The organism is Porphyrobacter sp. AAP60 (assembly GCF_001296025.1).
In the GTDB taxonomy this organism is placed as follows: domain Bacteria; phylum Pseudomonadota; class Alphaproteobacteria; order Sphingomonadales; family Sphingomonadaceae; genus Erythrobacter.
Genome location: NZ_LJHV01000002.1, coordinates 83,450 through 99,888 on the forward strand (window position 1 = coordinate 83,450; position 16,439 = coordinate 99,888).

A 16,439-nucleotide genomic window follows, 5' to 3' on the forward strand; every position below is an offset into this window, starting at 1 on the left:
CGGCGATATGGCGCTGTTCGACCGATTCTGGAAAGGCCCGAAGGGCGGCGCTGCAAGCGCCGACGGCGATGTGCCGACCGGATATTATCCGCTCTACGAATCGATGCGTCCCGCCGAACTCGACGACGAGGATGATCTGCCTCGGCGTCCGCGTGTTTCGGCCACACCCGATTTCGATGCCTGGGACGCCAAGCTTGCGGGAATTGACCAAGCCCTAGAGGTCGAGGAACGCCGCCGCCTGCGCTGGTGGCAGCGCGATTACTGGCGTAGCCGCAGCAAGCTGTGGTGGACGGGGCGCGGCATCCTCGGCGGCCTTGCGCTGTTCGTGGTGCTGATCGGCTGGCTGACCTTCACTGCGCCGCTTTCCAAAAGCCTTGAACCCATTGCCCCGCCGCAGGTCACCTTGCTCGCCAGCGATGGCACGCCGATTGCCCGCAGCGGGGCTGTGGTCGAAGCGCCGGTGAAGGTAGCCGATCTGCCTCCGCATGTGGTGCAGGCGTTCATCGCCATCGAAGACCGGCGGTTCTATTCGCATTGGGGCATCGATCCGCGCGGCATCGCGCGGGCGGTCTGGACGGGTTATGGCGGGGGATCGACCATAACGCAGCAACTGGCGAAATTCACGTTCCTGACGCCTGAACAAAGCCTCAGTCGCAAGGCGCGGGAAGCGCTGATTGCGTTCTGGCTGGAAAGCTGGCTGACCAAGGACGAGATCCTCGAACGCTATTTGTCGAACGCTTATTTCGGCGACAACCAGTACGGGCTGCGCGCCGCCTCGCTCCATTATTTCTACCGTCAGCCTGAAAAGTTGCGGCCCGAACAGGCGGCGATGCTGGCGGGGCTGTTGCAAGCGCCTTCACGCTATGCCCCGACGAAGCATTACGACAGGGCCAGGGCGCGGATGGATCTGGTTGTACAATCGATGGTGCGCGATGGCTATCTCACGCAAGCTGAAGCGGATGCGCTGCCCGATCCGCGCATTGACGTGCGCACCCGCGACGACAATTTGCCGACCGGCACCTATTTCGCCGACTGGGCGCTGCCGCTTGCGCGTGAGGGAATGGAGGCGAGCTATTCGCGCCAAGTCCTCACCACCACGCTTGATGCGCGCCTTCAATCGCTCGCCAACCGCGTGGTCAGCCGCGCGCCGCTTGGCGGGGCGCAGGTCGCGCTGGTGGCGATGCGCCGCAATGGGGAGGTGGTGGCGATGGTAGGCGGGCGCGATTACGGCAAGTCGCCGTTCAACCGCGTGACACAGGCCAAGCGTCAACCGGGATCGACCTTCAAGACCTTCGTCTACATCGCTGCTCTGGAAGCCGGATGGGAGCCGGACGACACCATTCCCAACACCGAAATAACCCAGGGAAGCTATCGTCCGAAGAACGCGCGCGGGGCCTATTCCGACCAGATCACGCTGGAAAACGCCTTTGCCCAGTCCAGCAATGTCGCCGCTGTCCGGCTGTTGCAGGCGGTGGGCAGCGACAAGGTGATCCGCACCGCACGTTCGCTTGGTATCACAGCGCCGATGGCGGATGGCGACCCCAGCCTCGCGCTCGGCACATCGGCGATGACGTTGATGGAACTGACTGCGGCCTATGCCGGGATTGCGGCCAATGAATATCCGGTGCGGCCTCATGCGTTTCCCCGCGCCGAGCAGGGGTGGTGGGAATGGTTGACGACCCGCAAGGACAGCCTGTCGCGCGGTGACCACGCTGACATCGAAACAATGCTGCGCGCCTCGATCAATCGTGGGACGGGGCGCAATGCGGTGCTGCCGATCGCCAATTTCGGCAAGACCGGCACAACGCAGGATTATCGCGACGCGCTGTTCGTAGGCTATGCTGGCGATCTGGTTGTGGGCGTGTGGACCGGCAATGACGATAATGCGCCGATGAAGAACGTCACCGGAGGCAGCACGCCTGCGCGTATCTGGCGTGATTTCATGCGCGGCGCCTTGAAGATCGAAGCCGCGCCGCAGCCCAAAGCGATCGAATCGCCCGATCCTGAAGGCCCCGTCCAGCAGCTCGATACCGAAGGCGGCGAGATTCCGTTGGGGCAGGATGGCACGATGTTGCGCATCGACGATACCGGCGTAGTGCTGTCGCAGCCGGGCGTGCCAGTCGAATTGCGCGTAGGAGACGGCGGAGTGGTGGTGCAACCAGCGCCCGAGCCGACTGCCGAGCCGCCGCCGCCCTAAACCATCAGGATATTCATCACCGCAGTCGCAATCGGACGGGTGCGATCATCCTGCCATGCCTCCACCGTGACATTGGCATTGCGCCGCCCCAGCCGGGTGATCCGGCCGATGGCAAAACTCGGCTTCGATTTGCCTGCGGCCAGATATTGCACGGTGATATTGATCGGCTTCAGCTGCGGATCCCGGCCCGCCGCCAGCAGCGCAGTGCGCAGCGCGGCATAACCTGCGTTTTCCAGCAGACCCGCCGTAGCGCCGCCGTGGAAATGCTGCGGGCGGCCTTCGACCATCGGGCCGAAGCCGACCGACAGCACCGGCATCCCCCCGTCCTCGCCGACAATTTCGATGCCGAGCGAGCGCGCATAGGCGGGCAGATCGCCGAAGGCGGCCGCTGCGTCAGTCATGTCCGCCGCCCCGCAACGCCGGGTTCGCCTCTCGCGGATCCGCGCCGATGGTCATGAAAACCCCGGCAATATGCGCCACCGGATCATCGGGATCATCATCATAGGCTATCCCGCGCACAAACGCAGCCGATCGGGTGCGGCGATAACATTCCACCCGGCCGCGCACGCTCGCCCGTTCCCGTGCCGGGCGCTGGTAATCGACCCTGAGATCGAGTGTCGCTACGGGATTGAAGCTGCCGCTTGCCTGCCAGATCGCCATCCCGCTCGCCATGTCCATCAGGCTGATGATCGGACCGGAGGCGAGCACCGGGCGGCTGGCATCGCCCAGCAGATCCTCGCGCCAGGGCAGTTCCAGTTCCACCCAATTATCGCCCTGGTCGGTAAAGCGCAGGCCCAGCCAACCGGTATGGCCATGCCGAAAAAACCATTTGGACGCTTCACGCGCGTCGAACCGGGCTGGGGGCGTGTTCATGGCGCGCTGCATAGGAGCGAGCGCGGCTCGGTTACAATCATTTAATTTCGCGGGAACGCGTGGCTCGGCCACCTTCGCGCCAGCGCCTTGCAAGGGGCAGGGCGCAGGCATGCAAGGGGAGTGAAGCGATGAAGTTTCCCAAGATCAGTCTTGATCAGATTCCGGGGCTTGAAACCGCGCAGGCGCTGTTTGGCTCGGTCATGCAGGCGGGCGGGCAAAGCGATGACCGGATCGTCGAAATCATGGTGTTCATCTATGAAATCATCCCGCCGCCGCCCCCGCCGCCGGTGTTCTGAGCTTAGGGGGAGGGGCGCGCATGATGCAGGTCCATCCCGATATCGCGCGGCTGCGGAGCGATGGCGCTTTGCAGCCGCGCACCGATGCTGCCTTGGCGCAGTGGTGCAGCACGCGCCGCGCGATTGCGGCGATGGAGGGACTGGAGAAGTTCCATCAGGGTGCAGCGTTTGAAGATCTGCCGTTTCTGGTGCGCCTGATGCGCGATCATGCGGCTGCCCGGGCCTTTGCCGACGCGCTGATCACGCCATTTCTCGCCGCGCTGCGGGCCGAGCCACTGGCGCAACTGCCACTGGGACATTCTTCAGCGCCGGGCATGGCGCGGCTGCGGATGGCAACGCACGGGCGCGCAGGGGTGACGCTGCTGGCCATTGCGCCCCGGGCCAGAGCAATGCCGGTATCGGTGCTGTTCGAAGATTGCGAGGCGCATGAAATCATCCTCGCCGGTGAATGCGAGGCCGCGGTGCACCGCCGCGAGGCCGGGGGGCTTGTGAGTGAGGTGCAGCTTTGCTCAGCAGGCACGCGCTTCAACCGCAAGGGGCCTGATGCCGCCCGCCAGATCATCGCAGTGGCGCGTCCGCTGTTGGTGTTGCAGCTGACGCGGGAGCCCGATCATCCGCAGCCCTCGCAGGAAATCGCAACGGCCGACGGCGCGCTGTTGAAGGTGATCAGTGCCAGCAAGGCCAGCAGCCAGCACATGATGGCACTGGGCGTATTGGGCGCGCTTGAACATCACGCGGCGCTGCATCCGATTGCACGGCTGGCGAAGGATGCTGCGGCAGACCGCGATGTGCGGTGGGAGGCGATGCGCCAATGCCTGGCGCTCGATACGGGGGAAGGGCTGGCAGTGCTGGCGGCGCTCGCGCGTGATCCGGGCGATGCGCTGCAAGCTGCTGCTTGCGCCTTACAGCGCCAATTGCTTGCAGCCCACCCCGACCTTGCGGCCATGATGGAGGAGCCAGCCTGATGCCTTTGGTGATCGATAATCCCTCCGGCGAAGCGTGCTCTTTGCCCGAGTGTATCGAAGCGCTGGGCGATCTCGGCTTTGATGCGGATGATCCCGCTAGCACCGCAGCGGCAGCGGGCTGGTTGCGGCGACTGGCGAACAACCGCAGCTTTCTGGGCGATCTGCTGGTCGACCGGCTGGCGGGGCGGGGCGGTGAAGCCATTGCCAGCGCCTATGGCCCGCAAGCCATCGTGCTCAGCCGTCCGCGTGACAATCGGCCGAACGCCGCCTTTCTGCGCGCCGCGATCTGGCCGTCCCCGCGCGATCACGTGTTCCAGACCAGCGGCGCGGCAAGCTTTGTCTATGGCGCAGCCCATGATCACAACTTCGATTTTCTGACCGTGGGTTATTGCGGGCCGGGCTATGTCAGCGACTACTACGAATATGACTACGAAGCGGTCGCCGGCTTTGCGGGCGAGGATGCGGGACTGCGGTTTGCCGGGCGCTCCACGCTCTCGCCAGGCAAGCTGATGCTGTACCGGCGGCACGTGGATGTTCACAGCCAGTTGCCGCCCGAAAGTCTCTCCGTCTCGATCAATGTGATGCGGGTCGATCCGGCGCAGGGGTGGTTCGACCAATACGGTTTCGATCTGGAGCGCGGCACTGTGGCGCGGTTGCTGAACCCGTTGGCGAGCGAGGCATTTCTGAGGGTCGCTGTGGCGAGCGGCGCGGAAGGCGCGCTGGATTATGCCGAATGGGTAGGCGCAGCGCACCCGAGCGACAGGATGCGACTGGCGAGTTTCGAGGCGCGGGCGGAGATGCTTGGCGATACCGCCGAGGCGGATGCGTTGTGGCGCGCGGGAGAGCTGTCGGGCAGCCGGATGGTGGCAGGGGCCGCGCGGGTAAAGCGGGCCGCGCTGGCTTAAAGCACTCCGCCCGCCAGCCGGTCGATTGCGCCTTGCAGGATCACTGCAGCGGCATGGCTGTCAATCGCGGCGGCGCGCCGCGCGCGGCTCATATCTTGTCCGATCATGGCGGCTTCGGCGGCCTGGGTAGACCAGCGTTCGTCCCACAGCAGGATCGGCAGGCCGAAGGCCTCGGCGCAGTTGCGGGCATAGGCACGGCTGGCCTGCGCGCGCGGGCCTTCGCTGCCGTCCATGTTGCGCGGCAGTCCGATCACGATGCCGCGTAGCTTCCGCGCCTTGATCAATGCGGCCAAAGTCTCGCGGTCGCGCCCCCATTTGCCGCGCTGGATGGTGGTGCCATTGGTGGCAAAGCGCCAGCCCGCATCGCAGGTGGCCGTGCCGATCGTTTTGGTGCCGAGATCGAGGCCAAGCAGCGCCCCGCCGCCTTCATCAGCGCATTCTTCCACCGCCTCGCCAAAATCGCGCGCGGCTTCGAAGATCTGGCCGGTGCCGGAACCTACCGGTTCTGCCACGCGCTGACCCGGCGATTCACGTCCGCCTTGGTGTTCGCCCAGAACAGCGGCAGATCATAGACGTGATAATTATTGCCCGGCAGGACATAGCTGCCCATTTCCGGCGGCGGCCCGATCAGCAGCAATCCGTTATCGCCGCACCGCGCCGGCACAAGGTTCGGGACGAGTTCGCCCTGCTGCATGCTGTCTTCGGGCACCAGCGTGCCGAGATTGGCGCTGGCAGGCGCAGCGCCGCCAAACTGTCCGGTCAGCGGGTTGGTGCACAGGATCGGGCTGTCGCCGGATTTCTCGCCGTCGAGTGCGACGGAATTCGCATAATATCCAAGGATGCTCGAAGGATCGGCCGGTTCGGCAAAGCTTGACCAGCTGATGATGCAACCGCCTTGCTGCGGAGAGGCGCAGGCGGGAAAGCCCATTTGCGGCAGATCATGCTGGATGCTGATCGGCCAACCGATGACGTAGGCGGCCACCAATCGGTCTGCGGCTGGCGATCCGCTCACTTCTTCGGCCAGCAAGCGTTTCAGATGCAGCGAGCCCTGACTGTGTCCGGCCAGCACGATCGGCGTGTCCGGCCCGACCGAGGTGAGGAAATAGCGGTACGCCTCCAGCACATCGGCATAGGCGGCATCAATCGCCTGACGCGCTTCGGCAGCGTCGGTCAGGAACGAACCCATGGTCGCCTGCCGATACCGCGGGGCCCAGATTTCCGATGCGGAATTGAACGGGCTGGCCATGCCGCGCAGGTAAATGCGCGCGATCCGTTCAGACTCGGCATCGCCGCCATTTTCCAGCGGTGCGTTCCAGCTGGCACGGCTGAGGTAACTGGTGGGGTGCACGAAGAACACAGCGAAAGCCTGCGGCTTTTCAGCATCGGCCAGCGGCGCAGCACCTTCTGCCATTGGCGGCTGCCAGCGCGCCGGATCGCTCACCCCGATCCCGGGGCGCGAAAACCATAACGCCGGGTCGTGATAGGCATTGGCTTCGAGCGGGGCGACCGGCGCAAATTCGGCCGAGGGCACCAGCGCGATTTGCGCCAACTCTTCCTGAAACAATTCGTAAGCGATCCGCGCTCCGATCACCAGAACGATGCAGAAGGCAACGAAATATAGGAACTTACGGGCCATTATTGACTGCGCCTCGCGTTATGGGGCTGCTGGCTGGGAAACTGCGCCTTCGGCCAGTGGTGGGCGCAGGGTGGTCCATGCCCGGTCGCCGCGCAGGCTGGAGAACCAGCTTGCCGGGTTCCAGGTTGTCGTACCATCAAGGCTGAAGGTGATGAATTCTGCCCGCCCGCCAATATTCGCCAACGGCACCGCGCCGCCCAGCCCGCTTTCTTCAGCCGCAGCCCGGCTGTCGGCGCTTTCGTCGCGGTTATCGCCCATCACGAAGACGCTGTCGGCCGGCACGGTGTAGGGGCCGTAGTTGTCCAGCCGCTGATCGGTGTAATCAATGGTCAGATAGGTCGCGCCATTGGGCAGGGTTTCGCGCCAGGTCGGCGGGGCAAAGAAATCGCGCCCGTCAGAGCCGGTCTCGCGGTATTGCTCGAACGCGGAAAGGCACGGGGCGCCGCGGCACAACAGGTCCGGTTCGAACGGCAGGCGCACTGGCGGCACGACTTCGCGCTTGATGGGCTGGCCGTTGAGGATGATCTGCCCGCCGCGCACTTCGATTGTATCGCCCGGCAAGGCCACCACGCGCTTGATGTAATCCTCGTTGCGCAGCGGGTGCACCGGGATCACGACATCGCCATATTCGGGCGTATCGGCCCAGATGCGCCAATCGCCGCGCGGCAGCAGGTGGAAACTGGCAGATGCCCATGACCAGCCATAGGGATACTTGCTCACCACCAGCCGATCACCCACCCAAAGGCTCGGCATCATTGATGTGGAGGGGATATAAAACGGCTTGGCCACAAGGCTGTGGAACGCCAGCACGGCCAGCAGCATGATCGCCAGGCCGCGGATTTCCGCGATCCAGTCAACCTTGTCAGCGGGTTGCGAGGTTTCGATGGTTGCCATGAAAGGTTGCCGCTTCAGAGAGGGATGGCTTCGATGATCACGAAGGCCTGCGCCCATGGATGATCGTCGGTGAGGGTAAGATGAATGCGCGCCTCATGGCCTGCCGGGATCATTTCTTCAAGCCGCAATGCCGCTCCGCCGGAGAGCGCCAGCGTCGGCGCGCCAGACGGCGCGTTGACCACGCCGATGTCTTTCATGAACACCCCGCGCCTGAAACCGGTGCCGACCGCCTTGGAAAAGGCCTCCTTGGCGGCAAAGCGTTTGGCATAGGTACCGGCGATGGTGAAAGGGCGGCGGCGGGCCTTGGCGATTTCGGTTTCGGTAAACACGCGGTTTTCGAACCGCTCGCCAAAGCGTTCGAGCGAACTCGCGATCCGCTCGATATTGCAGAGGTCGCTACCCATGCCGATGATCATTTGAACGCCCTGATGATGACTGCAACCAGCAAACCGACCGCGACGACATGAAGCATCACCTGCGACTTGAATAGCGGGCTGGCAAAGTCCCCCTTTGCCATCCTCAAGGCCCCCGAAAAGCCGAAGATCTGCAACGCCACCCAGCCGACCGCAAACACCACCATCACCTTCGCGTTAAGTGCGAATCCCAGAAACCCGATTGCCAGCAGAAACAGCGCCGCTGCGGCAAAGGCCCAGCGCTTCTGTTCGCCGGTCAGCGTGGGAAGGTCGGGCTCAGCCAAGATTAACGCACCTCGTCCATCAATTCGCGCATCCGGCGGATCGCGTTCTCAAGGCCGACGAACACTGCCTCGCCAATCAGATAGTGGCCGATGTTAAGCTCGGCGATCTGGGGAATGGCGGCGATGGGCTGGACGTTTTCGAACGTCAGGCCATGGCCCGCGTGCGGCTCGATCCCGTTCTTGGCGGCGAGTGCGGCCATATCGGTTATGCGGCGCAGTTCGCGCTCCACCTTGTCACGGTCGCCATCGGCAAAGGCGTGGGCATATTCACCGGTGTGAAACTCCACCACAGGCGCGCCGAGGCGCAGGGCTGCATCCAATTGCCGTTCGTCAGCTTCGATAAACAGCGATACCCGGATGCCCGCGCTGCGCAATTCCTCGGCAATCGGGGCGAGGGTGTTGTGCATTCCGGCGGCGTCCAGCCCGCCCTCGGTGGTGCGTTCCTCGCGCTTTTCAGGGACGATGCAGGCAGCGTGCGGCTTGTGACGCAGCGCGATGGCCAGCATCTCGGAGGTTGCTGCCATTTCCAGATTCAGCGGCAGGTTGGTCGCTTGCTGGATCCGCGCGAGATCCTCGTCGCGGATATGGCGGCGGTCTTCGCGCAAGTGGGCGGTGATTCCGTCCCCGCCGACCGCTGCGACGATCTCCGCCGCGCGCACCGGATCGGGATGATCCCCGCCGCGCGCGTTGCGGATCGTCGCCACGTGATCGATGTTCACGCCGAGACGCAAGGGGCGGGAGTGGAGGGTTGCGATCATTCTTTCCTGCTTCCGGGCTTTGTCACTTCTACGCGGGCCAAAGCTTCGGGGATGTCGGATTCGTCATAAGTCGGAAAATCAATGGCGAGCAGGGGGTAGAACGGCACGCCCAGATCGACCGAACCGCAAGAACGGTCGATGATCGCGCATTCGGCGATCACTTCTGCGCCCTCGCGGGCGACGGCGGCGATGGCTTCGCGGCTGGAAAGGCCGGTGGTGACGACATCCTCGACCATCAAGACGCGGGCACCGGGAGCCAGCGCAAAGCCGCGGCGCAGGTGGAAGACGCCGTCGGGTCGTTCAAGGAAAACCGCGTCCGTGCCAAGCGCACGGCCAACCTCGTGCCCGATGATGATCCCGCCCATCGCCGGTGACACGACAACATCGATGGAATCGCGAATTTCAGCGGGAATCCCCGCAACCACCGCCTCTGCCAATCGCGCCGCGCGGGCGGGGTTCATCAGCACCCGCGCGCATTGCAGGTAATGTCCGCTATGGCGGCCTGAAGACAGTTTGAAGTGCCCTTCGAGCAAGGCTCCCGATCCACGGAATTCGGCCAGAACTTCATCTTCGGTCACCCAGAAACTCCATGCAAAAACATCAGGGGAAGCACCCACTTGCGCCGCAAACATGCAGGCTTGCATAATTTTCTCCCTAGAAGCGCTTGAGGCACTCGGCAAGCGCGGCTAAGGGCACATTGAAGCAGGCCCCAGGGCTGGCTAGACGCTGCCTACAGCGAACCCGAAAGGGGCAAGCGGCAGGCAGTATGGGATCAGATTAGAACCATTGGGCACATTGTAATGGGTCAGAGGCACACCCGTATGAAAAAGGCTATCCTTGGCGCAATTGTCGCCGGGCTCGCGGCGTTTGCGCCGATGACTGTCGCTGCGCAGGATGCAGCAGCGCCTGTCAACTCCACTGCGACGCAGGCAACTGGGCCCGATGCGGGGCTGGTTGAATCGGTGACGGACGCTGCAACCGCAACTGGCGGTTCCTACACCCCGATGGCTCCGACCGAAGGCAAGGGCATGCCGACCGATCCGCGCACCGGTGAACCGGGCGCGATGATGAAGTCGCTGACCTTCCAGGATCAATATTCCGACAATGGCGACTATGCCTTGTGGATGCACGATGTAATTCTGATGCCGGTGATCACTGTCATCAGCCTGTTCGTGCTTTTCCTGCTTCTCTACGTGGTGGTGCGCTTTAACCGCAAGGCGAGCCCGGTTGCGTCGAAGACCACGCACAATACCGCGATCGAAGTGATCTGGACGATTGTGCCGGTAATCATTCTGGTGATCATCGCCGTGCCTTCGATCACGCTGCTGGCGCGCCAATATGAAACCCCGCCCGCCGATGCCGTCACCATCAAGGCGACCGGTTACCAGTGGTACTGGGGCTACACCTACCCCGATCACGGCGACATCGAAGTGATCTCGAACATGCTGCCTGAAGAGGAGGCATTGGCACGGGGTGAGCCGGGCCAGCTGGCGGTGGATAACCGCATGGTCGTGCCTGCAGGCGTGCCGCTGCGCATCCAGACCACCGCAACCGACGTGATCCACGCTTTTGCCGTGCCGTCGCTGTGGTTCAAAATGGATGCAGTGCCGGGCCGCCTCAATGAAAAGCTGCTGACGATCAAGGAACCGGGCGTGTATTACGGCCAGTGTTCCGAACTGTGCGGATCGCGCCACGCCTATATGCCGATCGCAGTCGAGGCCTTGCCGCCGGCACAGTTTGCCGAATGGGTGCGGTCGCAAGGCGGCGAAATGCCGGGGGCTGAAGAAGCTGCTCCGGCAGAAGCAGCGCCGGCCGAACAGGTCGCCGCGCTGGCCGCCCGCTAAAGACATTTGAACGAATAACATCAGAGAGTATCTGAAAATGGCTACCACCGCAGAAGGCTTCGACATCCACAGCGATGATCATGCGCATGATCACGCGGATCACAAGCCGGGCTTCTTCGCCCGTTGGTTCATGTCCACGAACCACAAGGACATCGGCACGATGTACCTGATCTTCGCGATCATCGCGGGGATCATCGGTGGTGCGATTTCCGGTATCATGCGGCTTGAGCTGGCCGAGCCTGGCATCCAGTACCTGCAATGGTGGGCCCAGTTCATGGGCGGCGGCAATGATCTGAACACCGCACTGCACATGTGGAACGTGTTCATCACCGCCCACGGCCTCATCATGGTGTTCTTCATGGTGATGCCAGCGATGATCGGCGGCTTCGGCAACTGGTTCGTGCCACTGATGATCGGTGCGCCAGACATGGCCTTCCCGCGCATGAACAACGTGTCGTTCTGGCTGACGGTGGCCGGTTTCTTCAGCCTGCTGTTCTCGCTGTTCGTTCCCGGCGGCTCCGGCCCCGGTGCGGGCACCGGCTGGACGGTTTACGCGCCGCTGTCGACCAGCGGTTCGGTTGGCCCGGCGGTCGATTTCGCGATCTTCTCGCTCCACCTTGCAGGTGCAGGTTCCATCCTGGGTGCGACCAATTTCATCACCACCATCTTCAACATGCGTGCGCCGGGCATGACCCTGCACAAGATGCCGCTGTTCGTGTGGTCGGTGCTGGTTACCGCCTTCCTGCTGCTGCTGGCACTGCCAGTGCTGGCTGCTGCCATCACCATGCTGCTGACCGATCGCAACTTCGGCACGACCTTCTTCGATCCGGCCGGAGGCGGTGATCCGGTTCTGTACCAGCACCTGTTCTGGTTCTTCGGCCACCCCGAAGTCTACATCATGATCCTGCCGGGCTTCGGCATGATCTCGCAGATCGTTGCCACCTTCTCGAAGAAGCCGGTGTTCGGTTACCTCGGCATGGCCTATGCAATGGTGGCGATCGGTGTGGTCGGCTTCATCGTCTGGGCGCACCACATGTACACCGTGGGCCTCGACGTGAACACGAAGATGTATTTCACCGCGGCAACGATGGTGATTGCAGTGCCGACCGGCGTGAAGATTTTCAGCTGGATCGCCACCATGTGGGGCGGCAGCATCAGCTTCAAATCGCCGATGGTCTGGTCGATGGGCTTCATCTTCCTGTTCACCGTTGGCGGCGTGACCGGCGTGGTGCTGGCCAATGGAGGCATCGACGACAACCTGCACGACACCTACTACGTGGTGGCTCACTTCCACTACGTTCTGTCGATGGGCGCAGTGTTCTCGCTGTTCGCGGGCTTCTACTACTGGTTCCCGAAGATGAGCGGACGGATGCACTCCGAACTGCTGAGCCACCTCCACTTCTGGACGTTCTTCGTCGGTGTGAACGTGATCTTCTTCCCGCAGCACTTCCTCGGGATGCAGGGGATGCCGCGTCGTTACCCCGACTATCCGGAGGCCTTCACCCTGTGGCACCAGGTCAGCACCTACGGCTATTACATCATGGCCGGTTCGATGATCTTCTTCTTCGTCAACATCGCTTATGCGCTGCTGGCCGGTAAGAAGGCGGCTGCCAATCCGTGGGGCGAAGGCGCGACGACGCTCGAATGGACCCTGCCGAGCCCGCCGCCCTACCACCAGTTCGAAACGCTGCCGGTGATTACCGACGCGCATGATTACCACGATCACCGTCCGGTTACAGCGTGATCGGCTCCCCTTCCGGAGCATGACATAACGGGGGGAGCGCGGCTGATGGTCGCGCTCCTTGCCCATGGAAAACAAAGACAATGGCCACGAGCGCACCTCAGACGAATGCCGGTACAGGCACCACGACGCTCCCGACGGAATGGCGCGATTTTTTCACGCTGACCAAACCGCGGGTGATGACGCTGGTGATCTTCACCGCGATCTGCGGCGTGTTGGCCGCGCCGGGCAGCATCCACCCGGTGCTGGGCTTTACCGCGATCCTTGCGATCTCGATGGGCGCAGGCGGGTCTGCCGCGCTCAACCACTGGTGGGAAGCCGATCTTGATGCGGGCATGAAGCGCACCATGAACCGACCGCTGCCCGGCGGGCGGATGCGGCGCGAAGATGCGCGCGATTTCGGTATCTTCCTTTCGGGTGTATCGGTTGTTCTGATGGGCGTGGCGATCGGCTGGCTGGCGGCATCGCTGCTGCTGGGCGCGATCATCTATTACGCGGTGATTTACACCATGTGGCTGAAGCCGCGCACCCCGCAGAACATCGTCATCGGCGGCGGTGCTGGCGCCTTTCCGCCGCTGATCGGCTGGGTTGCCGTGACGGGCGAGATTACCGCGATGCCGATCCTGCTGTTCGCGATCATCTTCTTCTGGACCCCGCCGCATTTCTGGGCGCTGGCGCTGTTCGTGCAGTCCGATTATGCCAAGGTCGGCATCCCGATGCTGCCGGTGGTCGCGGGCGAAAAGCCGACCCGCCGCCAGATCATGTTCTACACCCTGCTGCTCGCACCCGTGGCGATCGCGCCTTGGGCGATTGGCGGCACGAGCTGGATTTACGGATCGGTTGCGGTGGTGCTGTCGGCCCTGTTCGTGGTGCTGGCCATGCCGGTATTCACCCGGATGCGCGCCGAGACTGACGCCATGACGCCGGAAAAGCGCTTGTTCAAATATTCGATTGTCTATCTGTTCGTGCTGTTTGCCGCGCTGGTGGCCGACCGCGTGGCAGCCTATCAGGGGTTGATCGCATGACCCCTGAGGAAGAGCTTGAATTCAAGCGCCGCCGCAAGGCCCGCAACTGGGTGGTAGCCGGCACGCTGATCTTCTTCGTGGTGCTGTTCTACGCCATCACCATCGTGCGCATCGGAGATCCCGGCTGATGGCAACGCTGCCGCCCGTGACTGACGATACCGCCCGGCGCAATCTGCGCACCGGGCTGATCGCGCTTGCAGGGGCGCTGGCAATGCTGGGACTAGGCTATGCCTCTGTCCCGCTTTATCGGCTGTTCTGTCAGGTCACCGGCTTTGGCGGCACCACCATGATTGCCAGCGAAGCGAAAGCCGCCACGGCTGCCGCCAGTGCCACCGGTCAGCGCATCTCGATCCGCTTCGATGCCTCGACCGCCAGCGATGTGCCGTGGGTGTTCCAGCCTTCGCAATCGACCGACACCGTGACCATCGGTGAACGCGACATTGCCACTTATGTCGCGAAAAATGTCGGTTCGAAGCCGATCACCGGCATGGCGACATTCAACGTCACGCCCGAACAGGCAGGCAAATATTTCAACAAGATCCAGTGCTTCTGCTTTACCGAGCAGACCTTGCAGCCGGGGCAGGAAGTGACCATGCCGGTGCTGTACTTCGTCGATCCGGCGATGCTGGATGATCCCAATATGCAGGGCGTCGAGCAAATCACGCTCAGTTACACTTTCCACCGCACGGCGGACCCGGTAACCCCGGCGGCCCCGCGCACCAATTGAACCTTTGACGCACAACCCAGGGACGGGAACGACCAATGGCTGGCAAAGTAAACCACGATTACCACATTCTTGAGCCCGATATCTGGCCGCTGGTCGGTTCTATCTCGGCACTCACCTTCACCAGCGGGATGGTGCTCAGCTTCCACCCCGATCTGTTCGGCACTGCCGCCAGTTTCGTGATGTGGGCGGGCCTTGCAGGCCTGATCGCGACCTTCTTCATGTGGTTCAAGAACATCGTCGTCGAGGCCGAGCGCGGCGATCACACCCCCGTGGTGCAGTTGCACATGCGGTACGGGATGATCCTGTTCATCGCGTCCGAAGTGATGTTCTTCGTCGGCTGGTTCTGGAGCTTCTTCGACTTCGCGCTGTTCCCGGCCGCGCTGCAATATGATGCGGATACCGGAACCACCAGCAACCTGCTCGGCGTTGTCGGATCTACCGCAGCCTTCATTCCCGAAGGCATGGACGTGCTCGATCCTTTCGCGTTGCCTTTGCTCAACACGCTGATCCTGCTGTGTTCGGGCACCACGGTCACCTGGGCACACCATTCGCTGATCCACGGTGATCGCGAAGGGCTCAAGCAGGGCCTGTGGGCTACGATCGCACTGGGTGCGCTGTTCAGCTGCATTCAGGCCTATGAATACGCGGTTGCGCCCTTTGGCTTTGGCGGAAACACCTATTCGAGCGCCTTCTACATGGCGACCGGCTTCCACGGGTTCCACGTGCTTGTAGGCACCATCTTCCTGGCGGTCTGCCTGTATCGCGCTTACCTTGGCCACTTCACCCCGCGCCAGCACTTCGGTTTCGAAGCGGCTGCGTGGTACTGGCACTTCGTCGACGTGGTGTGGCTGTTCCTGTTTGTCGCCATCTACGTGTGGGGCGGCTGGGGCGCTGAATACCACTGATGTTGCCGGACGATAGTCCGACGGAAAACAAGGGGCAGCCGGGATTGGTCCCGGCTGCCCTTTCCGGTTTGTGTCCCTGCTGCCGCGGCAAGACGCTGTTTGCCGCGCCTGCTGCGCTGGCGAATGAATGCGTGGCCTGCGGGCTGGATATCCGCTCGCTGGAGCGCGGCGGGCGGTTTGTCGGCGTGGTGACGATGCTGCTGGCGCTGGCGCTGATCATAGCGGCGCTGGGCGTGGATGAATGGCTGCGGCCGCCGCTGTGGCTGTCGTTTGCGTTCTGGGCGCCGGTGACGGTGGTCGGGGTGATCTTTGCCCTGCGGTTCTACAAGACCATGTGGGTCTATCATCAATACGAAGAGAGCCAGCCATGACTCGCCGTGTGCCAATATTTGCGACCATTATCGTGCTGGCGGCAGTGGCCACCATGATCGCGCTGGGCGTGTGGCAGCTTGGGCGCATGGCCGAGAAAGAGGCGCTGATCGCGCAGTATGGCGCGGCGATCAGCAATGCAGACCCCGTGGCATTTCCTCTGACCGGTTCGAAGACCGAGATCGATTCAGCGCTCTATCGTCGCAGCGCGGTCAACTGCCTGTTCACTGTGGGTGATTGGCGGTCGATTTCAGGTCGCAGCCAGAATGGGCGCAGCGGCTTTGTCCACATCATCGGCTGCGGGACGACCACTGCAAGCACCGAGACTGACGAGGTGGCCTTTGTGCAGGCCGGTTGGTCACGCGATGCGGTGCCTCCGCAATGGAATGGCGGCAGCGTCAGCGGGTGGATTGTGCCTAACAGGGAAGGTGATGTCCGTCTGGTCGCCGATCCGCCTGTGGGCGGTCTTGAGGCAAATGCCGCCCCCGATCCCGCCGACCTGCCCAACAATCACCTCGCCTATGCCGGGCAGTGGTTCTTCTTCGCGCTGACCGCGCTCATAATCTACGTGCTGGCAATCCGCCGCCGCGCCCGCTAACCGCCGCTC

The 16,439-nt window shown here is 63.0% G+C and carries 21 protein-coding genes; 12 read left to right on the forward strand and 9 right to left on the reverse strand.

Annotated elements, in window-relative coordinates; translation table 11 throughout:
- Positions 1-7 precede the first annotated feature (7 nt).
- Positions 8-2,197, forward strand: a complete 2,190-nt coding sequence (locus IP79_RS00870) for a transglycosylase domain-containing protein (RefSeq protein WP_197273701.1) — start codon at positions 8-10, stop codon at positions 2,195-2,197.
- Here the strand turns inward: IP79_RS00870 and IP79_RS00875 are convergent.
- Both IP79_RS00875 and IP79_RS00880 read right to left on the reverse strand, forming a co-directional pair.
- Positions 2,194-2,598 (reverse strand): PaaI family thioesterase, encoded by a 405-nt coding sequence (locus IP79_RS00875; RefSeq protein WP_054117378.1) that lies wholly within the window; start codon positions 2,596-2,598, stop codon positions 2,194-2,196. The genes IP79_RS00870 and IP79_RS00875 overlap by 4 nt on opposite strands.
- Complete coding sequence (locus IP79_RS00880) at positions 2,591-3,070, reverse strand: PaaI family thioesterase (protein ID WP_054117957.1); 480 nt, start codon at positions 3,068-3,070, stop codon at positions 2,591-2,593. The genes IP79_RS00875 and IP79_RS00880 overlap by 8 nt, the downstream gene beginning before the upstream one ends.
- A 128-nt stretch (positions 3,071-3,198) precedes the next feature.
- On the opposite strand from IP79_RS00880, the gene IP79_RS15350 reads away from it, so the two are divergent.
- From IP79_RS15350 to IP79_RS00890, 3 genes are read left to right on the forward strand one after another with little or no spacing between them, the layout of a single operon-like run.
- A complete protein-coding gene (locus tag IP79_RS15350; RefSeq protein WP_156317995.1) occupies positions 3,199-3,366 on the forward strand; it encodes a hypothetical protein in 168 nt (55 codons plus the stop codon).
- 20 nt (positions 3,367-3,386) lie between these two features.
- The gene (locus tag IP79_RS00885; RefSeq protein WP_054117379.1) at positions 3,387-4,331 is read left to right on the forward strand and encodes a hypothetical protein; all 945 of its coding nucleotides are present in this window, start codon (positions 3,387-3,389) and stop codon (positions 4,329-4,331) included.
- Entirely contained in the window at positions 4,331-5,236 is a 906-nt protein-coding gene (locus tag IP79_RS00890; protein ID WP_156317997.1) for a transposase, read from the forward strand. Before IP79_RS00885 ends, IP79_RS00890 begins: the two co-directional genes overlap by 1 nt.
- On the opposite strand, the gene ruvX is transcribed toward IP79_RS00890, so the two are convergent.
- Genes ruvX through pyrE form a run of 7 tightly spaced genes read right to left on the reverse strand, consistent with a single transcriptional unit; the run spans position 5,233 to position 9,799 of the window.
- A complete protein-coding gene (ruvX, locus tag IP79_RS00895) occupies positions 5,233-5,715 on the reverse strand; it encodes a Holliday junction resolvase RuvX (RefSeq protein WP_054117958.1) in 483 nt (160 codons plus the stop codon). The genes IP79_RS00890 and ruvX overlap by 4 nt on opposite strands.
- A gap of 17 nt (positions 5,716-5,732) precedes the next feature.
- Positions 5,733-6,872, reverse strand: coding sequence for a DUF3089 domain-containing protein (locus IP79_RS00900; RefSeq protein ID WP_054117380.1), 1,140 nt, complete (start codon positions 6,870-6,872; stop codon positions 5,733-5,735).
- 18 nt (positions 6,873-6,890) lie between these two features.
- Positions 6,891-7,766 carry a signal peptidase I gene (gene lepB, locus IP79_RS00905; protein WP_054117381.1) on the reverse strand — a complete coding sequence of 292 codons (876 nt, stop codon included), beginning with the start codon at positions 7,764-7,766 and terminating at the stop codon, positions 6,891-6,893.
- Between the two features lie 14 nt (positions 7,767-7,780).
- Positions 7,781-8,182, reverse strand: coding sequence for a holo-ACP synthase (acpS, locus tag IP79_RS00910; RefSeq protein ID WP_054117382.1), 402 nt, complete (start codon positions 8,180-8,182; stop codon positions 7,781-7,783).
- Entirely contained in the window at positions 8,179-8,463 is a 285-nt protein-coding gene (locus tag IP79_RS00915) for a hypothetical protein (RefSeq protein WP_054117383.1), read from the reverse strand. The genes acpS and IP79_RS00915 overlap by 4 nt, the downstream gene beginning before the upstream one ends.
- A 2-nt stretch (positions 8,464-8,465) precedes the next feature.
- Positions 8,466-9,221: a pyridoxine 5'-phosphate synthase gene (locus IP79_RS00920; RefSeq protein WP_054117384.1), complete on the reverse strand. Its 756-nt coding sequence runs from the start codon at positions 9,219-9,221 to the stop codon at positions 8,466-8,468.
- On the reverse strand, positions 9,218-9,799 hold the full coding sequence (gene pyrE, locus IP79_RS00925; RefSeq protein WP_054117959.1) for an orotate phosphoribosyltransferase: 582 nt from the start codon (positions 9,797-9,799) through the stop codon (positions 9,218-9,220). Before pyrE ends, IP79_RS00920 begins: the two co-directional genes overlap by 4 nt.
- Positions 9,800-10,042: 243 nt before the next feature.
- Between pyrE and coxB the strand changes: the two genes are divergently transcribed.
- The 8 genes from coxB (at position 10,043) to IP79_RS00965 (ending at position 16,430) form a co-directional block, all read left to right on the forward strand.
- On the forward strand, positions 10,043-11,065 hold the full coding sequence (gene coxB / locus IP79_RS00930) for a cytochrome c oxidase subunit II (RefSeq protein ID WP_054117385.1): 1,023 nt from the start codon (positions 10,043-10,045) through the stop codon (positions 11,063-11,065).
- A gap of 37 nt (positions 11,066-11,102) precedes the next feature.
- Complete coding sequence (ctaD, locus tag IP79_RS00935) at positions 11,103-12,809, forward strand: cytochrome c oxidase subunit I (RefSeq protein WP_054117386.1); 1,707 nt, start codon at positions 11,103-11,105, stop codon at positions 12,807-12,809.
- Positions 12,810-12,889: 80 nt separating this feature from the next.
- Positions 12,890-13,831, forward strand: coding sequence for a heme o synthase (locus tag IP79_RS00940; protein ID WP_054117387.1), 942 nt, complete (start codon positions 12,890-12,892; stop codon positions 13,829-13,831).
- The gene (locus IP79_RS15850; RefSeq protein WP_054117388.1) at positions 13,828-13,959 is read left to right on the forward strand and encodes a hypothetical protein; all 132 of its coding nucleotides are present in this window, start codon (positions 13,828-13,830) and stop codon (positions 13,957-13,959) included. Before IP79_RS00940 ends, IP79_RS15850 begins: the two co-directional genes overlap by 4 nt.
- Positions 13,959-14,558: a cytochrome c oxidase assembly protein gene (locus IP79_RS00950; RefSeq protein WP_054117389.1), complete on the forward strand. Its 600-nt coding sequence runs from the start codon at positions 13,959-13,961 to the stop codon at positions 14,556-14,558. Before IP79_RS15850 ends, IP79_RS00950 begins: the two co-directional genes overlap by 1 nt.
- A gap of 35 nt (positions 14,559-14,593) precedes the next feature.
- Positions 14,594-15,463 carry a cytochrome c oxidase subunit 3 gene (locus tag IP79_RS00955; protein WP_054117390.1) on the forward strand — a complete coding sequence of 290 codons (870 nt, stop codon included), beginning with the start codon at positions 14,594-14,596 and terminating at the stop codon, positions 15,461-15,463.
- A 44-nt stretch (positions 15,464-15,507) separates the two neighbouring features.
- Entirely contained in the window at positions 15,508-15,834 is a 327-nt protein-coding gene (locus IP79_RS00960; protein WP_233994036.1) for a DUF983 domain-containing protein, read from the forward strand.
- Positions 15,831-16,430, forward strand: a complete 600-nt coding sequence (locus IP79_RS00965) for an SURF1 family protein (RefSeq protein WP_054117391.1) — start codon at positions 15,831-15,833, stop codon at positions 16,428-16,430. The genes IP79_RS00960 and IP79_RS00965 overlap by 4 nt, the downstream gene beginning before the upstream one ends.
- The last annotated feature ends 9 nt before the right edge of the window (positions 16,431-16,439 follow it).

What these genes read in the sequence shown, in the direction of transcription:
- IP79_RS00870 (WP_197273701.1), top strand. Translation starts at nt 8, where the DNA reads ATGGCGCTGTTCGACCGATTCTGGAAAGGCCCGAAGGGCGGCGCTGCA.
- IP79_RS00875 (WP_054117378.1), bottom strand. Translation starts at nt 2,598, where the DNA reads ATGACTGACGCAGCGGCCGCCTTCGGCGATCTGCCCGCCTATGCGCGC.
- IP79_RS00880 (WP_054117957.1), bottom strand. Translation starts at nt 3,070, where the DNA reads ATGAACACGCCCCCAGCCCGGTTCGACGCGCGTGAAGCGTCCAAATGG.
- IP79_RS15350 (WP_156317995.1), top strand. Translation starts at nt 3,199, where the DNA reads ATGAAGTTTCCCAAGATCAGTCTTGATCAGATTCCGGGGCTTGAAACC.
- IP79_RS00885 (WP_054117379.1), top strand. Translation starts at nt 3,387, where the DNA reads ATGATGCAGGTCCATCCCGATATCGCGCGGCTGCGGAGCGATGGCGCT.
- IP79_RS00890 (WP_156317997.1), top strand. Translation starts at nt 4,331, where the DNA reads ATGCCTTTGGTGATCGATAATCCCTCCGGCGAAGCGTGCTCTTTGCCC.
- IP79_RS00900 (WP_054117380.1), bottom strand. Translation starts at nt 6,872, where the DNA reads ATGGCCCGTAAGTTCCTATATTTCGTTGCCTTCTGCATCGTTCTGGTG.
- lepB (WP_054117381.1), bottom strand. Translation starts at nt 7,766, where the DNA reads ATGGCAACCATCGAAACCTCGCAACCCGCTGACAAGGTTGACTGGATC.
- acpS (WP_054117382.1), bottom strand. Translation starts at nt 8,182, where the DNA reads ATGATCATCGGCATGGGTAGCGACCTCTGCAATATCGAGCGGATCGCG.
- IP79_RS00920 (WP_054117384.1), bottom strand. Translation starts at nt 9,221, where the DNA reads ATGATCGCAACCCTCCACTCCCGCCCCTTGCGTCTCGGCGTGAACATC.
- coxB (WP_054117385.1), top strand. Translation starts at nt 10,043, where the DNA reads ATGAAAAAGGCTATCCTTGGCGCAATTGTCGCCGGGCTCGCGGCGTTT.
- ctaD (WP_054117386.1), top strand. Translation starts at nt 11,103, where the DNA reads ATGGCTACCACCGCAGAAGGCTTCGACATCCACAGCGATGATCATGCG.
- IP79_RS00940 (WP_054117387.1), top strand. Translation starts at nt 12,890, where the DNA reads ATGGCCACGAGCGCACCTCAGACGAATGCCGGTACAGGCACCACGACG.
- IP79_RS15850 (WP_054117388.1), top strand. Translation starts at nt 13,828, where the DNA reads ATGACCCCTGAGGAAGAGCTTGAATTCAAGCGCCGCCGCAAGGCCCGC.
- IP79_RS00950 (WP_054117389.1), top strand. Translation starts at nt 13,959, where the DNA reads ATGGCAACGCTGCCGCCCGTGACTGACGATACCGCCCGGCGCAATCTG.
- IP79_RS00955 (WP_054117390.1), top strand. Translation starts at nt 14,594, where the DNA reads ATGGCTGGCAAAGTAAACCACGATTACCACATTCTTGAGCCCGATATC.
- IP79_RS00965 (WP_054117391.1), top strand. Translation starts at nt 15,831, where the DNA reads ATGACTCGCCGTGTGCCAATATTTGCGACCATTATCGTGCTGGCGGCA.